Source organism: Methanosarcina sp. 2.H.A.1B.4 (genome assembly GCF_000979385.1).
Lineage (GTDB): Archaea > Halobacteriota > Methanosarcinia > Methanosarcinales > Methanosarcinaceae > Methanosarcina.
Genome location: NZ_JJOV01000019.1, coordinates 1 through 19,843, shown reverse-complemented (window position 1 = coordinate 19,843; position 19,843 = coordinate 1). Strand labels below are relative to the sequence as shown.

General features: G+C 42.0%; 20 protein-coding genes. 9 read left to right on the top strand and 11 right to left on the bottom strand.

Going from position 1 to position 19,843, the window contains the following annotated elements; genetic code table 11:
* Positions 1-90: 90 nt before the first annotated feature.
* The 5 genes from EO92_RS03500 to EO92_RS03480 form a co-directional block, all read right to left on the bottom strand.
* Positions 91-591, bottom strand: coding sequence for a phosphate-starvation-inducible PsiE family protein (locus tag EO92_RS03500; RefSeq protein ID WP_048169329.1), 501 nt, complete (start codon positions 589-591; stop codon positions 91-93).
* Between the two features lie 316 nt (positions 592-907).
* Positions 908-2,236 carry an ABC transporter permease gene (locus EO92_RS03495; RefSeq protein ID WP_048169327.1) on the bottom strand — a complete coding sequence of 443 codons (1,329 nt, stop codon included), beginning with the start codon at positions 2,234-2,236 and terminating at the stop codon, positions 908-910.
* A gap of 97 nt (positions 2,237-2,333) precedes the next feature.
* Positions 2,334-3,584, bottom strand: a complete 1,251-nt coding sequence (locus EO92_RS03490; RefSeq protein WP_156165717.1) for a COG1361 S-layer family protein — start codon at positions 3,582-3,584, stop codon at positions 2,334-2,336.
* 143 nt (positions 3,585-3,727) lie between these two features.
* Complete coding sequence (locus tag EO92_RS03485; RefSeq protein WP_048169325.1) at positions 3,728-4,441, bottom strand: ABC transporter ATP-binding protein; 714 nt, start codon at positions 4,439-4,441, stop codon at positions 3,728-3,730.
* A gap of 247 nt (positions 4,442-4,688) precedes the next feature.
* Positions 4,689-5,264, bottom strand: coding sequence for a DUF4013 domain-containing protein (locus EO92_RS03480; protein WP_235283159.1), 576 nt, complete (start codon positions 5,262-5,264; stop codon positions 4,689-4,691).
* Positions 5,265-5,448: 184 nt separating this feature from the next.
* On the opposite strand from EO92_RS03480, the gene EO92_RS03475 reads away from it, so the two are divergent.
* Positions 5,449-6,231: a hypothetical protein gene (locus tag EO92_RS03475; RefSeq protein WP_048169322.1), complete on the top strand. Its 783-nt coding sequence runs from the start codon at positions 5,449-5,451 to the stop codon at positions 6,229-6,231.
* Positions 6,228-6,509 carry a winged helix-turn-helix domain-containing protein gene (locus EO92_RS03470; RefSeq protein WP_048133276.1) on the top strand — a complete coding sequence of 94 codons (282 nt, stop codon included), beginning with the start codon at positions 6,228-6,230 and terminating at the stop codon, positions 6,507-6,509. Before EO92_RS03475 ends, EO92_RS03470 begins: the two co-directional genes overlap by 4 nt.
* A 131-nt stretch (positions 6,510-6,640) precedes the next feature.
* Here the strand turns inward: EO92_RS03470 and EO92_RS03465 are convergent, their stop codons facing one another.
* The 3 genes from EO92_RS03465 to EO92_RS03450 all read right to left on the bottom strand — a co-directional run bounded on the left by EO92_RS03465 (position 6,641) and on the right by EO92_RS03450 (position 8,761).
* Entirely contained in the window at positions 6,641-6,847 is a 207-nt protein-coding gene (locus tag EO92_RS03465) for a helix-turn-helix transcriptional regulator (RefSeq protein ID WP_048133245.1), read from the bottom strand.
* Positions 6,848-6,867: 20 nt separating this feature from the next.
* Positions 6,868-7,254, bottom strand: a complete 387-nt coding sequence (locus EO92_RS03460) for a hypothetical protein (RefSeq protein ID WP_048169320.1) — start codon at positions 7,252-7,254, stop codon at positions 6,868-6,870.
* A 580-nt stretch (positions 7,255-7,834) separates the two neighbouring features.
* Positions 7,835-8,761 (bottom strand): pirin family protein, encoded by a 927-nt coding sequence (locus EO92_RS03450; RefSeq protein ID WP_048169315.1) that lies wholly within the window; start codon positions 8,759-8,761, stop codon positions 7,835-7,837.
* Between the two features lie 553 nt (positions 8,762-9,314).
* On the opposite strand from EO92_RS03450, the gene EO92_RS03445 reads away from it, so the two are divergent.
* The 5 genes from EO92_RS03445 (at position 9,315) to EO92_RS03425 (ending at position 13,985) form a co-directional block, all read left to right on the top strand.
* Positions 9,315-9,998, top strand: a complete 684-nt coding sequence (locus EO92_RS03445; protein ID WP_048169313.1) for a hypothetical protein — start codon at positions 9,315-9,317, stop codon at positions 9,996-9,998.
* A gap of 287 nt (positions 9,999-10,285) precedes the next feature.
* Positions 10,286-11,116: a YihY/virulence factor BrkB family protein gene (locus EO92_RS03440; protein WP_048169310.1), complete on the top strand. Its 831-nt coding sequence runs from the start codon at positions 10,286-10,288 to the stop codon at positions 11,114-11,116.
* 233 nt (positions 11,117-11,349) lie between these two features.
* Entirely contained in the window at positions 11,350-12,078 is a 729-nt protein-coding gene (gene modA / locus EO92_RS03435) for a molybdate ABC transporter substrate-binding protein (RefSeq protein ID WP_369793112.1), read from the top strand.
* 49 nt (positions 12,079-12,127) lie between these two features.
* Entirely contained in the window at positions 12,128-12,811 is a 684-nt protein-coding gene (modB, locus tag EO92_RS03430; protein WP_048169306.1) for a molybdate ABC transporter permease subunit, read from the top strand.
* A gap of 40 nt (positions 12,812-12,851) precedes the next feature.
* The gene (locus EO92_RS03425) at positions 12,852-13,985 is read left to right on the top strand and encodes an ABC transporter ATP-binding protein (protein ID WP_235283158.1); all 1,134 of its coding nucleotides are present in this window, start codon (positions 12,852-12,854) and stop codon (positions 13,983-13,985) included.
* An 81-nt stretch (positions 13,986-14,066) separates the two neighbouring features.
* On the opposite strand, the gene EO92_RS17475 is transcribed toward EO92_RS03425, so the two are convergent.
* The 3 genes from EO92_RS17475 to EO92_RS16615 all read right to left on the bottom strand — a co-directional run bounded on the left by EO92_RS17475 (position 14,067) and on the right by EO92_RS16615 (position 17,254).
* Positions 14,067-14,204, bottom strand: a complete 138-nt coding sequence (locus EO92_RS17475) for a hypothetical protein (protein ID WP_156161346.1) — start codon at positions 14,202-14,204, stop codon at positions 14,067-14,069.
* Positions 14,205-14,339: 135 nt separating this feature from the next.
* The gene (locus EO92_RS03420) at positions 14,340-14,645 is read right to left on the bottom strand and encodes an MscL family protein (protein ID WP_048163347.1); all 306 of its coding nucleotides are present in this window, start codon (positions 14,643-14,645) and stop codon (positions 14,340-14,342) included.
* Between the two features lie 305 nt (positions 14,646-14,950).
* The gene (locus EO92_RS16615) at positions 14,951-17,254 is read right to left on the bottom strand and encodes a PAS domain-containing sensor histidine kinase (protein WP_162197440.1); all 2,304 of its coding nucleotides are present in this window, start codon (positions 17,252-17,254) and stop codon (positions 14,951-14,953) included.
* A gap of 403 nt (positions 17,255-17,657) precedes the next feature.
* Between EO92_RS16615 and EO92_RS03410 the strand changes: the two genes are divergently transcribed.
* Entirely contained in the window at positions 17,658-18,932 is a 1,275-nt protein-coding gene (locus EO92_RS03410) for an APC family permease (protein ID WP_048169302.1), read from the top strand.
* Positions 18,933-19,193: 261 nt separating this feature from the next.
* Entirely contained in the window at positions 19,194-19,733 is a 540-nt protein-coding gene (locus EO92_RS03405) for a GNAT family N-acetyltransferase (RefSeq protein WP_235283157.1), read from the top strand.
* Positions 19,734-19,843: the final 110 nt, after the last annotated feature.

The window sequence follows — 19,843 nt, the reverse complement described above, 5'->3', positions numbered from 1 at the left end:
AATCCGTCTGAATCAAAAAAAAGATAAATATTTTTCTCATCTGCCTTATGGGAGGCAGAGGGAAAATTGCTGAATCGCCTTCAAAAGAGATTAATTGCTTTCTGAAGCAGGCTTGCATCGATCAATAACGGCGCTTATGCCCTGTTTTGAAGGTTGCCCTTCATTCTGCACAGCAGTATAAGATCCCTGGGGTTTTTCCGGGGAATATGTAATAGTAAGCACTCTCATTATGCCCAGCACAAGCAGCAGTACAGAAAGGCTCAAAACAAATTCATACCCGAACTTCTGGGCATAAAGGCCCACAGCGATCTCACGCAGGACTATTAAAATTGTGGCATCCGTTATACTCGTAAGCTTGATCCGGTCGTGTTCGTGGTAATCAGCAAAAGCTTTGAAAAGGTCAATAACAATAAAAACTGTCAGTACACTTGTTACCATGTGATTGAATCCGCTTTCAAGGGACTCAAAAATAATGAAGCGAATATCCAGTAAGGTTTTTGCCATTCCCACAACTAAAGCCAGCAGCAGTACGTAAAGGATAATTGTAGTAATCGCATCCGTAACCTTTTTAAACAATTTTATACTATCCATTTTTCTCACTTCATATAATTTTACCATGCACATACTTTTTTAATTATATAGAGTTATTGATGCTTTTATCTATAGTTAAAAATAAAAATATATATTCTCATTTCTCTGCATCCTTCCTGTGTTTCGTCGGTTAATTCCAAAATAGTTTTGTTTTGCCTGGTTCATCGATCCCGTTTATCATGAATGAACCACGGATAAACACAGATGGCCTCAATCCATTTTTATCCGTGTCCATCTTTGGTTCTTTTATGGACAACTCATTGTCCAGAATTTGGAATCGATGCACCAGGTTATTTCGTAATGAGTCCGGAGTTCCTTATTCATACCTCAGTGCATCCACTGGCTTCAGTTCCGAAGCATTCTTTGCCGGCACCAGGCCCGCAATCAGGCCCACGATGATTGAGACAAGAGTTGCGATAATGGTCCCTTTTATACTGAGGGCAAATTCAAAGGGGGTTTGCATTTTCATTGAGATCAGGAGCAATATCGCCTGTACGACAGCTGTGCCAAGTAAAATTCCTATTATTCCGCCTACAAGGCTGATCATTGCGGAGTTGCAGAGAAAGATAAGCATGATATCTTTGTTCTGTGCTCCAATTGCTTTCATTATCCCGATTTCTTTAGTTTTTTCGAGGACGGATGTAAACATTGTGTTTGCAATCCCTGTAGAGCCTACAAGCAAAGAAATGCCTGCAATAAACGCCAGAAAAGCAGTAAGCCCGCTAATAATCTTTCCGACGCTTTCCATTTCCTCTTTTCCTGAGTAAACATAGAAGTCCTGATTCTTTTCATTAACTCTTCTTGAAAGCCTCAGAAGTTCCTCCATTTCTTTTAGTGTGGCGTCGTAATCGGCGTTTTTATAGAGTTTTATCTCAATAGAGTCATAGACATCCTTCTCTTTTTCACTATAATAACTGTCTTCATCGGTTGGAAGGGAATAAACTTCCTCATAAGGCATGTAGATGCTGCTTCCAAATCCAAAGCCTCCAAATAGCCCTCCTTTATCTGCCAGAATCCCAATTACCCTGTAAGACTTGCCGTTGAGGAGGATCATCTGATTGACCATGATTTTCCGTCCCAGCTCTTCATTGTCAGCAAGTTCACTGGATATGACAACTGAAGTACGGTCTCCGGGCTGCAGCATCCGTCCTTCTCCTACCTTTTTCTTGGTGATGTCAGGCCAGACCCGCGGGTCCACACCATTGATGCGGACGTATGTCTTCTTTCCTCCGAATTCCAGTGTAGCGCTGCTATCTACGTTAACGTTGACATACTGGACTCCGGGAATGCGGTGGAGTGTGAACACATCCATCTTTGTTAGTTTCGGGCTTTTCGGTTCTTCATAATTCACAGGACTTCCAGAACCGCCTCCGCTATCACTTTCATTTTCACTTTCTACATTTACACTTTCCTGGGAGTAATCTACCTCTTCAAAATTAAATGGGACAGAGGCGACGATGGTGATCGTATCGCCTCCCAGTTCTTCGAGGGATTTGGTTACCTGTTCCTGGAAATATTCCCCGGTTGTGACAATGGCCATTACCGAGGCAATGCCTATGATTACCCCTACAATGGTTAGCCAGCTACGCAGTTTGTTGGCTTTGACCATGTTAAAGGCGATTCTGAGTATCTTTGCAGGTTTCATTGCACCACAGCCTTCGGATATTAATCTTCAATTCGTCTCTTCCCGAATCCGATCATTAAATGGCTCATTTTATCTGGGTGTTCACATTTCGCGGGATTCACTCATTCATTTTTCTCTTTTTGGAAACTTTCCTGTATACCAGGACACCTGCAATTCCCAAAACAACTATGAGAACTAATTTATATGAGAATGAAGCAGTTGAGCTTTCTTCAGACCCTGAATTTTCATTTGTAGGGGACTCTGTTGTATAAAGTGAAAGCTCCTGTTTTTCGTTCTGTCTCTGCCCGTCACTTGAGGTGTAGCTAATTTCAAATTTGAGAGGCAGCTCTTTACCGTATGCAGCTGGTTTGAGATTGAAATCCGCAATCGTATAGTCCCCTTTTTGCAAGTTGCCGAGAACTACAGAATTGCTGCCGCCGTTCGCGATGGTCCAGTTTGCCTGCTGGGGAATGGAAACTTTCACGGAATTTGCGGCGTTGTTTCCGATGTTCGAGACCGAAAAGGTGTATGATCCTGTGAGGCTTCTTTCCATGTAAGAAATATCAAAATCAGTGGTGCCCCCGATGTAGACTCCCGCCTTGCTTTTTATCTGTTTCCGTTTCTCGTTATCAAGTGTACCGGCTTCCGTGATGGTCTTGAGTGCTTCAACATCATCATAGGTAAGAGTCATATCCAGTTTGTAGAGGCCTGGAACAGTATTTACGTTTGTAAGAACTTCAAAGGTGACATTTGCAGTTTCCCCCACATCGATAAGGTTGATATGCTTTACATTGCTCGAACCCACGGGAAGGATAACGTCGTTTGCACAGTCCCAGGAAAACATCGCATTTTTCAGGGGAGAATTGCCTACATTTTTGATCCCGAAAGTAAGGTTTGTCTTTTCCCCGGGAACCAGTCTCTCCAGGCTGATGGACTCAATCTCAGCATTTGATTCACTGTCAACAGCGATCATGAGATCCTTTGTAAGGGAAACTTTGTCTTTTCCTTCATTTGAATAAAAGAGTACCTTTAAGGGATATTTTCCTTTATTGATATCGTTTTCCACTCCCACCTTGAACTTTACTACCTTCTCGCGGTCATCTGTAGATCGTTTTCCCAGAGTACCAATGTTTTTTGACAGTTCTTCTCCTGGCAGAGCCTTGAAGGGGTATTTGGGTTCAATTTTAACGATACAGTTATCGTTTGCTTCATATCCCATATTCTGGATAGAAATCCGGACTTCCAGAATGTCTCCGGGTTTTACAGGGTCAGGGTCCTGGTTAAGCAGGTCAACAGTTACTCCTTTCTCCTGAGTACTCAGAGCAAAGGCAGGAGAACTGAAAGCAGTTGTACTTATCAGCAGTACCATGAAGAATCCAAAAAGCTGTCTGCAAATCAGGTTTTTATTAACAATTCCTCTACGAGTCAAGGTTTGACTCATAATCTTTTTACTATTAACTGATTCAGGTCTTATTTTTTCAAGAAACATTTTTAATTCCTCTGTAATTCCCTTCAGTACTCAGGACAGAACTGGTCCTGGTTTGGTTCGTCCCGAACCACTTCTCCGTCTTTTAATTCAATGTGCCTTTGGGCGTACTGTGCGAGGTGCATGTCATGGGTAACCATGATTACGGTTTTCCCGTTTTCTTTCCACAGTCTGTAAAGCATCGTCATTACTTCTTTTCCGGTAACACTGTCCAGGGCACCCGTGGGTTCATCGGCAAGGATGATATCAGGGTTGCTGGCAAGAGCCCTTGCAATCGAGACTCTCTGCTGCTGGCCTCCGGAGAGCTGGGAGGGTCTGTTCTTCATCTTATCGGAAAGCCCTACCAGGGTCAGCAATTCCTTTGCCCTTTTTTCCGCAATATCATCGTCAATCTCCTGAATTTCCAGGGGCAAAAGCACATTTTCAAGGGCTGTCATTCCCGGAATCAGGTTGTACTGCTGAAAGATAAATCCAATTGTTTTTCCCCTCAACGCGGCCAGATCCGATTCCTCTAAACTGGCAATGTTTTTGGATTTCAGGAAAATTTCCCCCTCTGAAGGGACATCAAGACAGCCCACAAGGTTCATCATTGTGGACTTTCCACTGCCTGAGGGGCCAATGATTGCGGTAAACTCGCCTTTTTTGAACTCTGCATTCACTTCTTTCAGGGCATTGACCTCAACTTCACCCATTTGATAGGTTTTCCAGACATTTTGAAAGGCGATCAGTGTTTTTTCCATACGCATCCCTATATACTCACTTATATAAAAATATGGTGTAGTTGAAAAATATATTTAACCTCCATTTTTTCTGCCCTTCTATAGAAGGGCTGGGATTTTCCCTTACATGGAGAGGCAATTCGCAACAAATTACAAGAAGAGGTCGCAACGCTGGTAAATAATAATATGAAATAAGAGCTTTGTAACAAAGCCCCCAAAAAATTATAAATATATTTGGCCAAAAATTCTGGCATAAAACCGGAAATCTTCACAGAACCTGCACTTCCTGTTCCTCAATAAACCGACCATAAAAGTTTGCAGCAAATATCATGCTTGTGACATACAGGGCAGGTATACCTACCAGTACAATACTAATTACCAGGAATATAATGGAAATTGCATACTGTTTTAGCATCATAACAATATAGTCGCCGATGTTATCCATGACATAACCGAGTTTCCCGAAATCAAAGTAAGACCCGACAGTCTGTTTCCTGTAAAAATTTACATTAAGGACCGGAAGCACAAAGAACCCGATGAGCAGGCCCAGGATATTCGCTATGTCTTCGTCAAGCATGGTTATGCCAGTTATCAGAGCGATATACACAATGTAGAAAGGCAGTGATTTCAGGAACATCGAAACCCCGAATGTCAAATCATCTGTGAAGTGAAGTTGGGGTAGTTCCTCGTACTTACCCTCGATAAATTCGTTGGCAATTCTGACAACGTAACCAAAAAGTGCAAGCCATCCGATCACCGGGACAAGCATCCATAGAGCGTATAGAAGCCTTTTAGGTCTGTTGAATGGATATTTTAAAGCATCAATAAAACCAATTGTTTCCATATGATCACCTGAAAAATTGCTTATTCTTTTAACTTATGAGAAGAAACTCCTTATTTTCAAACAGACTCTTTTAACACAGCCTTCTATACAGGGCACATATATAAAAATGGGAGCTAGTTGAAAAGTATAGTTTACCTCCATTTTTCAAAAAATATATATAATACAGGACTGTTGAAGGTGATGGATGACCGCTGGTTTATTCAATGCAACTTTAAGTGAAGAACTCCTTAATCAGGTCTCAGAAGCTGTAGCTTCTGCCAGCGTGTCCGATATCATATTCGATCTTTTTTTATATGCTCTGATGGTAGGCTTAGCTCTACAGATCTTTCGGGAAACTTCGAAGATCTATTCATTCATGGAATACGAAGGGCTTAGATACTTTAAAAATACCTTTTTTTTCTACGGGCTCGCTAATTTTTTTCTGCTTGTCCTGGACCTTGTGTTCCTGCTGGCCAAATCCTCAACTGTAGCGTCTTTATACCTTTTAGCCATTAGCATGATTCCGCTTTTTCTTTTAGCCGGGGTTTGCTTCTGGTTTGCCAAGGTAAACCTGCTCTCTTCGATTAGCTGGAGAATGGTAGAGGGAACCCTGGGAAAAAGATTCTATAAGTTCCTTTATTTCATGTTTCTCATGTTTCTCACGCTGATGGATACGTTAGTCTACATACTCATCTCAGTAATTGTGGGAGAATATTATGCCTTTGGCTACAAGGCCTTTATTTTTGTGTTTATACTGCTATTGATCAGGTCAAATATGCGTTCGGGTGGAGAAACAAAACCAATAACCAACCCATATTATCTGGGCCTGATCCTGCTCTTTACCCTGAGTTTCCTGGGTAATATTTCAACACTTCTCGAAGGAAAGTCCGCAGAACTGATAAGCTCTGGCTTTGATTTATTGACCCTTCTCGCTTATGTAATAATTCTCAAAGGAATAAGAAAATGGAGCCGTATTCTTCTGAAATGAAGCCTTTTCAAAAACGAAGCAGGCTTGAAATTATCCGGGATATTCTTAATGTTATCCGCGACTCCAATAGTACAATCAGTCCTACAAAACTTCAAAGGTTTTCCAATCTTTCCTACCAGATGTTTGAAGAATATCTGGGGGAACTTGAATCCAAAGGGATGGTCGAATTAAAGCAGTATAAAGGGAAAAGGAATGTGTATGCTTTGACCCAGAAAGGTAAACAGTTTCTGGAAAAATATGAGGACTTCGTATCTTTTTTAAGAGATTTCGGGATATAAATGCCCCTGATCTCCAGGTATCAAAAAATTCCCCGTACTTTTCTCCAATATCTGAGAAGATCCGATCCCATTATTTCATATTAGATCCGATCCCATTATTTCAATCATTAATGCTCCTTCTAACCCGGTATTCATTCGAGATCCGAGTCCTCAAATATAAATAATTCATCAATCGTTGTTCCCAGGCGGCTGGCTATTTTGTATGCAAGCTTGAGTGAGGGGTTATATTTTCCCTTCTCAAGAAAAACTATTGTTTCTCTTCTAACCCCTACCATGCTTGCAAGGGCTTCTTGAGTAAGGTCATGCCTGGCTCGAAGCTCTTTGATCCTTGTTTTCACTCTTTATCCTCCGGAGGTCCTTACTCAACATCGCCCTTTTGCATGAAATGCCACCTGAAAACATTTGCGGAGATACTCATGAAAATGAGAAGTATACCAAGCACGCCTCCTACAGTAAGTTCAACCAGTTTGAAGTATTCCACCCAGTAGAGCACTGCAATGAGCACTAACGTTAGAAGCCAGGAATAAGTTATCCCGTAAGCTGCCAGTTTTTTTGTTCTCTCATCCCTGTCCGGAAGGCCCCGCAGCCTGAAAAGTCTGAAGGCTGTTATAATAAAGAGGATCAGACCCAGGTTGATCAAAAAAATAGAGATAGACATATCAAACGTATGAAAAGCTGCCGAAAGCATCCCGGCAAGCATAATGATTATTCCAGGGACCAGTTTGTTCATGTATCTTTTTTCCATGCTTTTTATCCTCTTTTTTCAGTATCTTTTTTCCATGCTTTTTTCGCAGATTACCGAAAGTCTGTTCTTTATTTGTAACATATTATTCGATATTTCAAACATTAAGTTAGATATATTTAACATCTTCTATTATTTCTATTTTTCGCCTTCAATGGAAGTTTAAGTTATAAATTGCTAACATAATGCGATATACATGTAACAAAATGTGCCTTATATCTAACAAAAATTTTCAGAATTCCTGCTTAAGGATAGAGTTTTATCTAATCGGTTTCAGGATCGAAAGAAGATGTAAACTCGGGGAAAAAAATCAAAAAAATATTTCTGTGTTTTCGGGTCAATGTACCCGCTTATTTTTCTATTGTTTTTTGAACTTCTTAGGATGGTGTTTTTCCTGTAACTGATTTTATCTTTTTATTAATAATCCAATTTTATTTGCAATTTTGGAACATAATTTTCTCTAAATTCCATTCCAAAGTTGTCCATTATGTACTGCCAGATATCTTTTGAAGTTGCGAAGGAGCCTTTCTTGCTTCGTTTCTCAGTTGCGAGATTTTCTCTGGCTTCATGAGGGCTTGATACTTCATAGGGGCTTGATGCTTCGTGGATGCTTGATAAATGTGCCTTTCCTGTATTCTTCAAAAGCTATTTTTAATTCTTCCTGTGTGTTCATGACAATTGGCCCATACCAGGCAACAGGTTCACCAATGGGTTTTCCCGATACAAGAAGGAACCTTACACCTCTATCTCCTGCAGTAACCTCGATCGAATCCCCATCCCCGTAGAGGACCAGGGTCTCCTTATCTATCACACAATCCTCTGCCGGGTCAAGATATCTTTCTCCTTCAAACTCAAAGGCGCACGGGTCTTTTTCCCTGTCGAAATTTCCGCTGCCCTCTATCACGTACGCAAAGACAGTGTACCCTGGAACTGTTATATGAAAAAATTTTTCATCTGCAGGCACTGTCACATCCAGGTATTCGGGATCGGTTACTATTTCCCGTACCGGCCCTTCAACCCCGTTTACCTCCCCACAAATAATCCTAACCTTCAGCCCTTTTTCCATGAAAAGCTCAGGCACCCGGCTGCTTTTGATCTCCCGGTAGCGCGGATTCATCATCTTGTGTGAAGCAGGAAGGTTTGCCCAGAGTTGAAGCCCCCACAGAGTCCCATTCTCATCCCCCTGTGGCATTTCCTGATGGATAATCCCGTTCCCCGCAGTCATCCACTGCACCTCTCCTGGGTGGATTATACCTTTATTTCCCAGGCTGTCTTCATGCCTTACCTCCCCCTGCAGGACATAAGTGATAGTCTCAATACCCCGATGAGGATGCCAGGGAAACCCCATACTATACTCCTCCGGCTTTTCCGAATGAAAGTCATCGAGCAACAAAAAAGGATCCAGTTCAGGCACATGCTTGAACCCAAAAGCCCTCTTCAGATGTACTCCTGCCCCCTCAATTGTCGGCATACTCTTCCTTACTTTCCTTATTCTTCTAGGATTAGCCATTATAATTATCACCCCTCTAAAAATAATCCCTCAATTTTCTTATAATAACAAAAAATCTAAGTCCTCTTGAGCGAAGCTCACCACTAAAACCATAATTAGTCCTCTTGAGCGCAGCGAAAAGGGCAGCGTACTGCAGAGTCGCAACTCCCAGGAAATCTCCTATTTCCTGCGATCCCGAGGCGCAATTCGGGCGAGGCTTCTCCCAACTCTCATAACCTTGCCCGCGCTGATCCCCTACGTAAGTATTGAAGTCGATGTATTTGGTTTTGTTGGAAAAATGTTGGTTTTAAGTCTGTAATATTTAGTACAAACTTTTATATAAACCAATTTATATTTTATCCGGTTACCGCTTGATATTAATAAAGCCCCTAAACCAAATAGTCAAGAAATGGTATAAAGAATAAACTTAAGTATAATAAGATTAAAGTTATACAATAAATAGACATTTACGTAGATCTATGCTCAAACATGTGGCTATGCAAACTAACTGTGTAAGGGTTTTTCATTCAAATTTCACTTCACAGTTTGGGCATAACACTTGGAGATGCAGTATATGGGTATTTTTTCTATGAGAATAAGTCCGGATCTGAAAGCTTTTCTTGAGGCAGAGGATCTGGATGGATTAATGGAAATAAGATCGAAACTAAGGCAATTAAATAGAAAAGATGTTAAGAAGATTCGCTCCATACTCCAGAAGTGGAACAGCCCTCAGGCAGTATCAAATCTGCTTCTTTACCCTTTCCTGATCCCTGAAGATATCAGGGGAAGTTGTCTCCTTAAAGGGTTGAGAGAAAAGAAAAACTCGTATTATGTCCTGGCTTCTACAGTCGGGCTTCAGGGCATTGATCCCACAAGCTTTTCAGAAGATGAGAGAAATGAGATTAAGGAAAGTTTGATTTTTACCCTCAAAACCTCGGGAGGGATTATTTCGGCAAGAGCTTCGGTTAGCATCTGTGATTATCTCTCTTCTGAAGACGCCTCCACAATGTTTGAGCTGCTGGATCATCCTAATGATACTACAAGGTACAACATTTTATGCTGGTTAATCCGAACAATGGAGGAAAGGGGTTCCGATGCATTTGTTTCAATGGCAAGAAGCAGCGGTATGCCTGAAGATGTGCGGAAAGAGGCGATCGAAAAATTCCAGGAGTATCTCAGGCAAAAAGAAGCTGGAGAAGTCAGTTCATTTTCAATGCAACTTTATGCGTATATTCCGAATTTGAGGGATTTTATATAAAGCCCCCGAAGTTTTCTTCCATTTGAACTCTGAAGTTTTGCCATTTGAGGAATCTCTCTTATTTAATAATTTTTTAAACCCTCTCCTTTAGGTCATCCACAGTTACTTCCTATCCTTTAAGTAATCCAGAGTTACCATATTTTATGTTCTTTATCAAAAAACCAATTTCCGGCTTAAAATCCTGAATTCGACCCGTATTTTCTGTTTACTTGCAGAAAATATATTTTGCAGAATTTTGATAAGAGATGTTTAATAAAAGAGCCATATATTATGAATTAAGGGGAAATATGAATTTGGGGTATATAGGAAAGCTGGTCACCGGAACGATAAAGGAGTGGGTGGAAGATAATGCACAGACTTACAGTGCTGCGCTGGCATATTATTTTGTGTTAAGCCTTCCTGCTCTTCTGTTATTTTCTGTATCCGTAGGAAGTCTTTTTTTAAGGTCAAAACGGATTCAGGACAACATAATCGATAACCTGCAGGGACTCGTTGATCAGAGGGTGATTGATATGATTAGTGCGCTCTTCGAATACATCCCGGAAGTTAATTCCCTCTCAATAGGCGCATTGATTGGTTTTGTGATTCTTCTCTGGAGTGCAAGCAATGTTTTCCGACAATTGAAGAAATTCCTCGAGAGTGCCTGGGATATTGAACCTGCTGAGTCCAGTACGGTTAAAGACTTTATAAGGGATTCAATCGTGTCTTTTTTCGTAGTGATTGTTTTTGGAGGGCTCCTTGCGCTTAGCATAATTATTGAAGGGGTTCTTTATGCAGCTTCAAAATTGTTCCAGGGGATTTTCCCCTTCCCCCCGGTTCTTGCCCAATACGCTGGCTCCATAGCCAGTTTCCTTATCCTTGTTCTGTTTTTCATGCTTGTCTACAGGGTATTGCCCGATACAAAGCTTGATCTGAAACCTGATTTTGTAGGGTCGCTGGTAACAGTAATTCTCATAACCATAGGCAAATATGCCCTTGGTCTTTATTTCACATACGTCAACCTTACAAGCGTTTATGGAGCAGTCGGGTCAATTGTAGGGCTATTTCTCCTGATTTATTATATCTCAATTATAATTACTATTGGTGCGGAGTTCACGAAGGTCTATTCTAAATTGTAAAGTGTGAGCTTCTGTTAAAAAAGTCCGAGAATCATTTATTTGCTTTTAAAGCCTTTCTGAGACCGACACCGGGAATCTTCTTATACTATTAAAATACAGAAAGAATCGTTATGTTTTTAAAAACACAACGGTTTATTCATAAAATTGTATCAAATAGGTGAGAGGAAATAATTATGGAAAAAAACAAAATAGTTATTTATGCCGCTGCTGTTTTAGGAATATTGATTTTGGCAATGGCGATATCACCGGCTGCCGAGCAGGGACCTGATACACTGACCGTTTCTGCAGCTGCCAGCCTTACCGAAGCTTTTACGGATATGGAATCCCGGTTTGAAGCCGAAAACCCCGGCATAGACGTGAAAATGAACTTTGCAGGTTCCGGAAACCTGCGCATGCAGATCGAAGGTGGGGCTCCGATAGATGTTTTTGCTTCGGCTGACCAGAATCACATGGATATCCTTTCCGGGGAAGAGCTGATCGAAAACAGCTCAAGAAAAGACTTCGCTCAAAATTCCCTTGTGCTCATAGTCCCTGCAACCAGTACCCTTAATATAACAGGACTAGAAGACCTGACAGCCCCCGAAGTTGATAAAATCAGCATTGGAAACCCTGATACTGCCCCTGTAGGTAAATATGCACACTTCGCACTTACCGAAGCAGGCCTGTGGAACCAGCTCGAAAACAGGACCATACTTGCCGAAGATGTCAAACAGGTCCTTGTATATGTTGAGAGAGGAGAGGTAGATGCAGGTTTTGTGTACATGACCGACGCAAAGACCGCAGAGCCCGGAACCATCAAAATCATTGCCAGTGTGCCTGTAAGTACCCCTGTAAGCTATCCGATAGCTGTGGTTTCCTCCTCCGAGCACAAAGAAGAAGCACAGGAGTTCCTTGATTTCGTAGCTGGAGAAGAAGGACAGGAAATACTGGAAGAATACGGGTTCACCCCCGAATCCGAATAAATCATAAAATCAAAGCATAAGATAAAAGCATAAAATTAAAGCGTAAGAAATGATCCCTATGCTGGACAAGATATGGTTCCCAATACTCATTACTTTCTGGATAGCTACCATATCGTCTCTTCTCGTACTGTGCAGTGGCGTAATTATAGCTTATGTGTTTGCAAGGCGTGATTTCCGGGGAAAAGGACTCGCAGAGTTATTCGTGACCCTTCCCCTTGTCCTCCCTCCTACTGTAATTGGCTATCTCCTTGTCGTCCTGGTGGGAAAAAATGGGTTTATCGGGCAATTGATTTTCAAAGTTCTGGGGACCGGGATCATGTTTACCTGGCAGGCGGCAGTTATTGCGGCTTATACGGTTTCCCTCCCCCTCATGGTAAGAACCGCAAAAGCAGCCATAGAAGCAGTGGATAAAGAGCTTGAACATGCCGCTTATATCCTTGGAAGAAGTGAGCTTGAAACTGCTCTGCTCATAACCCTCCCCCTTGCGAAAAAAGGGATACTGGCAGGGCTGGTGCTGAGTTTTGCAAGGGCGGTAGGAGAATTTGGAGCAACCCTTATGCTGGCAGGAAATATTCCGGGAAAAACGAATACAATGTCAATTTCAATATACAGCGCTTTTCAGGCAGGAAATAACGAACTTGCCCAGTTGCTGGTCCTGATCCTGGTAATTTTGTCCCTGCTGTCCATTTCTCTGACCGGAAAATTTATCGACCGAGAAAAGTTCGAGGTATAATTTTGAGATATAAGTTTCAGGTATAAATCGAGGTATAATCTTGGGTGCCAGAGTTGAACTAAAAAAATGCTATCATGAAGCTGAAGGTAGCGAAAAAAAAGGAAAAATGAATGTTTTTTCTCTGGATGTCAATTTTGAAATGAAAAACGAACTTGTGGTGCTTTTTGGGCCTTCGGGGTCCGGAAAGACTACGCTTTTGAAATGCATCTCCGGAATCACGCAGCCGGATAGCGGAAATATCTCGGTGAACGATCGAATTTACTTTGACAGCGGCCGGAAAATAAACCTCCCAATCCAGAAACGCAACCTTGGATTTGTCTTTCAGACCTATACCCTGTTTCCCCACATGAATATCAGGAAAAACATAGAATGCGGGCTTAAAGGGTGGGAAAAAGGCAATAAGGAAAAAAGAGTCCGGGAAATGCTTGACCTCCTGCATATCGAAGAACTGGAAACCCGCTATCCTTCCCAGCTTTCAGGCGGGCAGAAGCAGAGGGTTGCCCTGGCAAGAGCTCTTGCGCCGAAACCTGAACTGCTGCTGCTTGATGAACCGTTTTCCGCACTCGACAGGGTAATAAGAACCGAACTTGCAGAAAAAATAAAACATTTACAAAAAAAAATCGGGATACCTCTGTTGTTTATCACTCACAGTCTGGACGAAGCTTTCCTTTTAGCTGACAGGATTCTTATCTTGTACAGAGGGGAAGTCCAGCAGTTCGGGACTCCTGAAGAAATCTTCTATAACCCGAAGAACATGCACGTAGCAGAACTCGTCGGTATGTCAAATATTTTTTGTGATGCATGGGTTGAGGAGCAGGTTGAGGGGCATAACGCAGGCCCAAAATGCACAGTCTTAAAGAGCGGAGGCATGCGGATCACGGTAAAGCCCCTGAGCCTGAAGGAAGGGGATAAAGTTTCCTGGGGGATCCATCCGGAAAATATAACACTTCTCCTTCCGGGCTCCGGTTCTGAGGACCAGGACGAAAACATCTATCCTGCATATGTCCACAGCATCATCAGCAAGGGTCCAAAGAAAAGAATCGTACTTAAACTTACAAAGCATGAAAAGTCCCTGACTGCAGAACTGCCTGCACAATTTGCTGATGCTCTTAACCTGAATACAGGGGATTTATGCCTGGTTAAAATGGATATGAGTAAAGTAGTTGCATTCTGAAATGTGAGTAAAGTAGTTGCATTCTAAATTAAGAGTTAAAGGTTAAAAAGAAATATTGAGTTTTTAGAAATCTGGTAGGTGTCAGGAAACAATCTCCAGTTCCTCCACTGTACAGACTTCCCCGAGCATCGGAAGATCATCTCGATAGAAAACTTTTGAACCTCTGCATTCAGAGATGCTGTGCAGTTGCTGAGTATATGGTATTGTATCTCCTGTCAAAAAGCACACCCCATTCCGAACTGAGCCCTTTTTCATGACATATCAAATTTTGTGCATCCACGACGATAAGTGCTGTTTTCTCCCTTTGCGCTGGTCATCGTTTACCCCAATTCTTTTACACATACTTTTCGGGAGTTATTTTTTTTCAACCTTTTCTTCCTTAAGCATCTTTTTTGCAATGATAAAGACCACAAATGCGATAATAATGAAATTTACCAGCTCTGCGAGAAAAGCCCCCCAGCTTATCACTATCGGCCCCAGCTCAACTGTTGCAGTTTTCCAGGCCCCTCCAGGAACAAAAGCTGTAATTATCGGCATGATGATGTTGTCCACAAGTGACTTTATAAGAGCCGTGGATGCGATACCCATGATAAAGGCAATTGCAAGCGGAATTACCTTGTATTCATAAAGGAACTCTTTGAATTCACTTAGAAGTCCCATATTTTTCCTCCGTATAAATGAAATAATATAAATTGTCGGGGTAAGTTTTTAAGAAGACAAGAAACATTGATCAGAAATGACTTGTAGGAAACAATGATTACTGGTTGGAAATCCGAATTAAGGCAAAATAAGGGTGAAAATAAGAAATAAAGGTTAGAATTTAGAAATAAAGGTTCGAAATCAGAAATAAAGGTTCGAAATCAGAAATAAAGGTTCGAAATCAGAAATAAAGGTTAGAAATCAGAAATAAAGGTTAGAAAAATCTACCTTATTTTCAGGGAAAAAGTGTCCCTTAAGATAAATAATTATTCCGGGATAAGAGGGATAGTGAAACTGAATTTACTGCCTGCCCCTATCCTGCTTTCCACCCGGACGGTTCCCCCATGCATTTCCACATATTTTTTAACAATCACGAGTCCCAGGCCTGTGCCTGGCTGTTCTCTGGACTCGAACTTGCCGAGCTGAGTAAAAGGTTCAAAAAGTTTTTTCTGGTCGGCTATTGAGATTCCAGGGCCTGAATCCGTAACACTGATAGATATATTCTCCTTTGAAACCCCTGTATCTATTTTTATGAGTCCGTTTTCCGGGGTGAACTTAATGGCATTATCTATGAGGTTATATAAGATCTGCTTGAACTTGGTCCTGTCAGCCCTTATGCTTTTCAGTTCCCCTTCTGTTTTCCATACCATTTTGATATTTCTCTTTAAGGCCAGAGGTGCCAGAGTCACCTTTATTTCCTCAAACATTTTGGGCACGGAGAATTCTTTCGGGTTAAGCTCCATCTTTCCGGTTTCGACCCTGGAGAGGTCAAGGATATCATCAATAAGTTTTAAAAGGTGTTTCCCGCTTATCGAAATGTTGTTAAGGTACTTTGCCTGCCTGTCATTAAGGGGACCAAAAGTTCTCTCCCTCAATACATCTGCAAAACCTATTATTGAATTCAGGGGGGTCCTGAGCTCATGACTCATAGAAGCTAAAAAGTTACTCTTTGCCCGGTTTGCATCTTCAGCCCGCATCCTGGCCTCGATCATCATCTTTTCTGCTTCCTTGTGCCCGGAAATGTCCAGAAACGAGCCCATAATGCAGATAGTTTTTCCAGCCTCATCCACCACAAGGCTTGCTGAAAGGTGGACATGAAACTCGGTGCTGTCTTTTCTCCTGCAAACAAATTCTCCTGCCCAGCTCCCTCTGGAAAATAGCGTATTTATAACACCAGTGGCCTTCACTTCCGAAAACCCTAAATTTCGGACCGATCTTCCGAGGACCTCCTCTTCACTTGAGTAGCCCCAGAGTTTCAGGAAAGCCGAATTAACATAGGTAATATAGCCTTCAGGATTGGCTATGATTATGGCAGTAAGGGAAGAGGCCATGGCAGCGCTCCTGACCTTCATTTCTTCTTCTACTTTTTTACGTTCGGTGATATCTTCCCCTGAACTCAGGGTCCCGGTAATCCTGCCTTCTTCATCCTTTAAGATGCTGTTATACCACTTGATTATCCGTTTTTCGCCGCTTTTGGTCATAATAAAATTTTCAAAGTGTTTGACGGGCTCAATGTTTCCGGACATTAACTGCACATAACTCTTTTTTGTTGCCTGCCTGTACTTCTCAGGTATGAAGGCATCAAACCAGTTTTTGCCGAGAATGTCTTCTTTGGGGAAGCCGAGAAGTTCTGAACCTTTTTTGTTTATAAGCATAACTTTTTGCTCGGCATTAAGAGCCACGATGATTGTCCCTGCAATATCGAGGTAGTTCTGTGCACAGTCCCTTTCATATTTCAGCATTTGCTCGGCTTTTTTCCTTTCTGTAATGTCCCTGACAATTGAAAGTATGGCCGGTTTGCCCCTGTATTCAATGAAACTCATACTCAGCTCTACAGGCGAACATGTACCATTTTTACAGGCAACCTCACTCCCTGTTACTGTATGTCCGTACTGGTAAAGTTCTTTCATATGCTCAATAAACAGTTTTGAGGACTTTGAGCTAATAACATCTTTGGCATTTGTTTGAAGTAGTTCATCCCGGCTATAACCAAGTTTTTCACAGGTAATATGGTTTACTTCCAGGAATCGGCCGCCAGGCTCGTTTATGGTGATTCCGTCATTTGCATTTTCAAATATGACTTTGAATTTTTGTTCCGAATTTTCAAGAGCCAGCTCGGTATCCTTTAGGTGGGTCAGGTCCTCAATCTGAAAAATGAAATGTTGAGGACTATTATCACAATCACTGGCAAGAGTGATTGAAATTCCTATCCAGACTTTCTCTCCGTCTTTTCGGAGACAGAGCTTTTCCTCATAGTGAATTTTTGAACTTCCGTCGGGAATTTCATTAAAGATCCCTGCGTTGAGTTCAGGTCCATTGGTATTTATTACCCTCTTAAAACCAGGCCCGAGTAATTCGGGTTCAGGGTGATCAAGTATTTTGCAAAGCCATGGGTTAACCATGAGGCAAATACCTTCAGCATCCACAATTGCAATGCCTATTCGGATCTGCTCGAAAACCGAATAGATGAGGCGATTCTCGTCTCCTGGAGATCCCTCTCTTTTTGTGTGCGGATCTTTGTACTGACCTGAATCTTTTGCCAGAAAACCCATGAATTCACCTTTTTTCAAAAAACCCTGAAAATAAAATTTGATATATAAAATCGGAAAATATAATATAAAAATATATGTACTGTGCAGAAATGGGTACAGACGTACACTTCTAAGTATGACTTGCCTGTTTCTACATATCTTATTTATTTTGCAATTTCTTAATTCTTCAATCCATAAATTCCCTGCATGCGGAAAATACGGGTCTGGTATGAACCGTGTCATGTAATTTTTTTAAAAATTATTTGTCAAAAGTTGATCTGTAAAAAGTTAGGCTGTATAAGCTGCCTGATCGCAAAGGATTGATTTTTAAAAGAAAAATGAGAAAAAAGAGGGAGGAGACTAATAAAAGAGCGAGGATAAATATAAAAGAGCGAGGAGATAAAGAAAAGATAGGGGTTTTCAAATAGCAGGAACGAAATCAATGGGGCTCTGGGCGGCGGCTTCAATCGGGGTCGGGGCGATGGTGGGAGCAGGCATTTTTTCGATTTTCGGGACAGCTGCCCGGATTTCCGGAAACGCGGTATACATGTCTTTCATCATTGCAGGAGCTGTTGCCCTTTTAAGCACTTATTCCTATGCAAAAATGGGGGTCAGGTACCCTTCGGCAGGAGGGCCGGTGGAGTTTCTCCTGAAGGGGTTCGGAGACGGGATTTTAAGCGGGGGGCTCAACCTCCTGCTCTGGGTGGGCTATGTTTTCGGGCTTGCCCTCTATGCAAAAGGCTTTTCGTACTATGCAGTAACCTTCCTGCCGGCAGGTTCGGCTTCGGTCTGGGACAATGTCTTTGCCACAGCTATTATCCTTGTTTTTACGGTCATTAATTTTGTAGGGGCAAAAGCCGTGGGGAAATCGGAACTTTTTATTGTTTCAATAAAAGTGGGCATCCTTTTGCTTTTTGCTATTGCAGGCATTTTTTATATGGACCCGACAAACCTCTCGGTTTCGGCCTGGCCTGCTCCCAAAAATCTCTTTTTCGGGGCAGGAATGGTTTTCCTTGCGTACCAGGGCTTCGGACTGATAACCAACGCAGCAGAAGATCTGAAAGACCCGGAAAAAAATCTCCCGAGAGCCCTGTACTTAAGTGTAGGGCTGGTCATTATTATCTATGTGCTCGTCAGCTTCGCAGTGATGGGTAACCTCTCAATTCCAGAAATTGAAAGTGCACAGGACTATGCTCTTGCGGCTGCTGCAAAGCCTTTCCTTGGGGACATTGGCTTCAAGATAATGGCTCTGGCTGCCCTTTTTTCTACATCTTCCGCAATCAATGCTACCCTTTACGGAGGGGCAAACGTAAGTTACCTGCTTGCCAGAGAAGGAGAACTGCCCGAATTTTTCGAACGGAAACTCTGGAACAGGGGCACTGAAGGGCTCTTTATCACTTCGGGGCTTGTCATCCTCTGTGCAAACTTTCTCCGGCTTGAAGGAATCGGTATGCTTGCCAGCGCTTCCAGTCTCATAATTTATGTAGCAGTTAACGTTTCCCATCTCCACCTGCTAAAGGAAACCGGGGCAAAATCCTATATAATCTGGGCTTCCCTCCTCAGTAGCTTTATTTTCTTTGTGGTGCTGACATACTATGAATTCGTGCATTCAAAGTCCACCCTGGGACTGCTCGCACTCACAATTGTTTCCTGTTTTGCTGCCGAAGGGGTTTACAGGAGATATTCCGGCAGAGTGATAAAAGAAAGGACAAGCTAAACCTGAAACAGAGTATAATTCACAGTACTTCCAGAGAATTTAAGATAAATCAATATATCAATAATTTTATATAATATTGAATATTATTATATGATTAGGGCATCTGAAAAACACTCTTTTCATACCCCCAACATCTTTTACACCCCCACTCCAAACCACTCCAAACTTTCAGATGCCCATCCCCCACATTCTTTTCTCATCTCCAGATCTTAGAGGTAACTTACCAAAAAGATTATCTCTATAAAAACACAAATCCATTGCATGCCCCTGATTCTTTTTCCTATTATCACAGAAAGGATGTCTCTGGTCCCTGCGACTATGAAGCTTTATCTTCTGGAGCTGCATGACCGCCCGGCATTTGCTTCTACCCTCAATGCGCATGTTCCGCAGGAATGGCCCCCTGACCAGATTACTCCTGAAGTAATTGAAGAGTTTATAGGGCGGATGCAGGCAAGAGACCGAAAAATCTGGACCTTCTACTGGCTCCTGAGTCAGAAAGGATCGGAACTGCCTGTACTGATCGGGAATGGGGGATTTCTTGTTCATGAGAATGGGATCCTTGAGATAGGGTATTCCATGCTTTTTGACTACCAGAACAAAGGATATGCAACAGAAGCTGTCCGATCGATGTTGCAGTGGGCTTTTTCCAGCCTCAAAATAAATTGTATCATAGCTCATACGTATCCCCACCTGAAGGCTTCGATCCGTGTGCTGGAAAAGAACGGTTTTCTTTTTAAAGGAGCTGGGCCTGAAGAAGGAATAATAACTTATGAACTTCAAAGAGAAAACGGAAGTCCCTGATCCCTGTTAAAAGTCTTTTTATATTACGAAGCGTAAAACCCCTGAGTCTTTAGCTCAGGGGATATAAGCGTCAACCTAAACTGTTAACCGTTATTGATTCTGTCAATTGT